The organism is uncultured Mucilaginibacter sp., assembly GCF_903913935.1.
GTDB lineage: Bacteria > Bacteroidota > Bacteroidia > Sphingobacteriales > Sphingobacteriaceae > Mucilaginibacter.
The window spans coordinates 1-3,039 of record NZ_CAIWNH010000209.1 but is presented as its reverse complement, the minus strand read 5'-3'; the positions used below and the strand labels follow the sequence as shown (position 1 = coordinate 3,039).

The 3,039-nt window shown below is 46.3% G+C and carries 4 protein-coding genes; all 4 read left to right on the top strand.

Annotated features, from left to right (window positions below):
- Window positions 1–805 (top strand): zincin-like metallopeptidase domain-containing protein (locus tag QZY09_RS07925; RefSeq protein WP_295670680.1); only part of this gene is annotated, 805 nt, incomplete at its 5' end.
- Window positions 806–816: 11 nt separating this feature from the next.
- Window positions 817–1,608, top strand: coding sequence for a DUF4099 domain-containing protein (locus tag QZY09_RS07920; protein ID WP_295670678.1), 792 nt, complete (start codon window positions 817–819; stop codon window positions 1,606–1,608).
- The gene (locus QZY09_RS07915) at window positions 1,608–2,231 is read left to right on the top strand and encodes a hypothetical protein (protein WP_295670675.1); all 624 of its coding nucleotides are present in this window, start codon (window positions 1,608–1,610) and stop codon (window positions 2,229–2,231) included. The genes QZY09_RS07920 and QZY09_RS07915 overlap by 1 nt, the downstream gene beginning before the upstream one ends.
- A gap of 5 nt (window positions 2,232–2,236) precedes the next feature.
- A complete protein-coding gene (locus QZY09_RS07910; protein WP_295670673.1) occupies window positions 2,237–2,710 on the top strand; it encodes a PH domain-containing protein in 474 nt (157 codons plus the stop codon).
- Window positions 2,711–3,039 lie beyond the last annotated feature (329 nt).

Sequence of the window (3,039 nt, the reverse complement as noted above, 5' to 3'; positions counted from 1 at the left end):
AGATGCCTGGTTGTTTAACGGGAAAGACTTAACCAACCTCAAGGAATTAAAGCCTAAAGAGCAGGAATTAAGCCCGGCAGAAAGAGCACAGGCCATCCTCGATAGCAGTGGGGTGAAATTGGAGCCGGAAGGGCTGGCGACCCACTATGAACGGGCATCTGACACCATTCATATGCCAGGCAAAGATGAATTTGAGAAGCCCGAGTTATATTATGCTACCGCTTTACACGAATTGGTACATTCCACGGGCCATGAAACCCGGCTGGACAGGCCTGATTGGGATCATCCCGACTACGATAACCTGGCGAAGGAAGAGCTTCGCGCAAACATTGCCTCGATCCTGATCAGTGCCGAACTGAATTTACCATTTGTCCTGGGAGAGCATGACAGCTTTTTAGTTCCCTGGTCGCAAATTTTGCAGGAAAATCCAAATGAGCTGTTTATGGCTGCGGATGATGCCCAGAAAATGGCCGACTTTGTTTTGGGGCTTGAACCAAAGCTGGAACAGAAGCAAGCTGTTACGGAGCAAAAAGATGTGGCTGCCAAATTATCCGAGGGCCTGGAAATTCCTTACAATGAAACCGTCTACAAAATCCTTGAAAAGCAAAATAAGGGCGCTTTCAAGATCGAAGATATGTCGACCGGAGAGAAAATTAAAATAACCCCGTCGACCGGGCTTTACAAATCCCTGCTCAATGAATTGAACAATCCGGGGCAAAGCAAAGAAATGGAACGGGAACGGGAGCAGGAACCGGAGCTTGCCCTGGCTGAAGAAGAAAGTACCAGTTATTCACGCAAAAGATAATTACCCCTATTATGATACAGCAAATTTATGATGAGCAGGATCTTCCGCTGGAAGACCTGCAAAAAGTTGGCCTTGCCAAAGATGGCAGGCTGAATTTAAAGGACGACGACTTGACTGTGTTGCTGGCAGGTCGTCGCACCGGGATGCTGCGGCTGGAAAACCTGTTTTCCGATGGCCTGCATATTCCTTATCTCGACGCAAAGCTTTCCCTGAAGCCTAATCCTATTGGCGACCTCGATTTACTGGTACATCCGATCTACAAGCTGGCCGAAAAACCGTCCTTCCTGACGTATGGCGAAGCTGAAAAACTGGAGAAGGGAGATGCGGTGAACATCGAAAAAATGATTTTCGACGATGACGGCTATCCCAAAAATATCCTGGTGGAATTTGATAAGGATACAAATGAATTTATCGTTACAGACCAGGCCCGCATCTTAGCACCCGACCGGGTAAACGGCGAATATTTATCGCTGGATCAGAAAGAACGCTATCGCAAAGGCAAAGAAGTGAAATTAGAGGATGGCACGACCATCCAATATTCCGCGACCGATACAAATGGTATCCGGTCCAATAAACTGGCCTTTATTGCATCAGTGCTCATTGACGGTGGTTTGTCGTTTGCCTTATACCACGGCTTAAACGCGCTGTTCGGCCAGAAAAAGCACAACGAAGATGCCGATGTGTACAGTAAGGGCTATTATGAGGACCTGGAAAAAATGCAGGAACAAGCGCAAGACAAAAAGCAGCGGCAGGAGCCGGAAAAGGAATACGCCCGCAGTTATACCCGTACGGGTTCCAGGTAATGCATCCCTTTTTAACCCGGCTCGGCATCCGTAGGGAAGTACAGGAATTCTTTTCCCCTTATTATTCCGCCGACAGTTCAGGCCATCTGGTATTTCATTATGGCAGATACACGGAAACCTATGGTATGGCTTTTCATCATATCCCGTCCACCGAAAATTACTGGCTGGCGGGTACTGATTTAGCATTTGCGCGGGAAATATTCATTTGCGGCTCTGCAATGGAAGCAATCGCCTGGCTGCATATTCATTATCGCGCCTATAACCAAACCGGTAACCTGCTGTTCATCAGCACCGGCACCAGGCCTTGCAGCGAACATTTCCGATGGCTGAAGCAGTGGATTAAGGGCAAGCGTATTTCCTTGCTTTTTGGTAATGACCTTTTGGGCAGGGTATGCGATTTGAAGACAGCCGCGGCGCTGCGTAACCAGACTGCGGCTGTCTCCCTTGATAACCAAAAAGTAGCCGTTACATTCCGCTCCAAAACTTTTTCATGCAGTCGCGAACTTTTCAGTTTGAACGCTTTTGAAAAGCAATCCGAATACCGTTTTCACGCCCGGACACTAAAACCAAAGTCGGCAAATAGCTGGCTTGACCTGGTCAGGTATGGCACATTTAACCAATAAAATTTATGGAAGTTCAACAACCCAATTTACAGCCGGTCATAGAGATCAGGCCTGCTGTTATTTTTGCTTTTATTAAAATATCCGGTTTGCTGTTGGCCGCTGCCGGATTCCTGCTTTTAGCCTGGCGTTATTTTCCGGCGCTGATCTGGCTAAGCCTGGCGATCATGTTATTCGCCGCTTACCGCTACTTGTATATTCGCAGGATCAGGTATCTCATAACGCCCGAATACTTGCAAGTAAACAGGGGGCTGTTTTTCAGGCAGGTGGATACGGTGGAATTGTTCCGCGTCAAAGATTATATTTTGGAGCAACCTTTTATCCTTCAAATTTTCAGATTGATGGACCTGCACCTTAAGACCACAGACCCGGAAAGTCCCGAAATATGGTTGCGCGGTATCCCTTTATCCAACCTTGTGGAAGAACTGCGGGAAAGGGTTTTAGAGACCCGAAAGCACAACCGCGTCTATGAAATCAACTAAAAAAAATAAACCTTTTTGCTTTCAAATGTCTAATATTTTTAGTATTTTTAAGTATTGAATGTTATGAAAACCATCGTCTATTTTATCCTTACATGCTTTATTTCGACTGGCGCTTTTATGGCTGCAACAAATATGAAATACCCTTTCCCGGCTTTTATTGTAGCTTTCGGAATCTGGGTGCTATTTTTTTGGGGTTGGAACCGCCGTACCAAAAAACAAGCCGAAAAACGTTCACAGGAACGGCTTTTTGCGGAGTATATGCGATCCAAAATACGGAATGATCGCCGCCGTTATTAACTGCACCATCCTGTTTTTCACGAAAAATATTT

Excerpts from the sequence above, each read along its gene's own strand:
- QZY09_RS07920 (WP_295670678.1), top strand. The coding sequence starts at position 817 with ATGATACAGCAAATTTATGATGAGCAGGATCTTCCGCTGGAAGACCTG.
- QZY09_RS07915 (WP_295670675.1), top strand. The coding sequence starts at position 1,608 with ATGCATCCCTTTTTAACCCGGCTCGGCATCCGTAGGGAAGTACAGGAA.
- QZY09_RS07910 (WP_295670673.1), top strand. The coding sequence starts at position 2,237 with ATGGAAGTTCAACAACCCAATTTACAGCCGGTCATAGAGATCAGGCCT.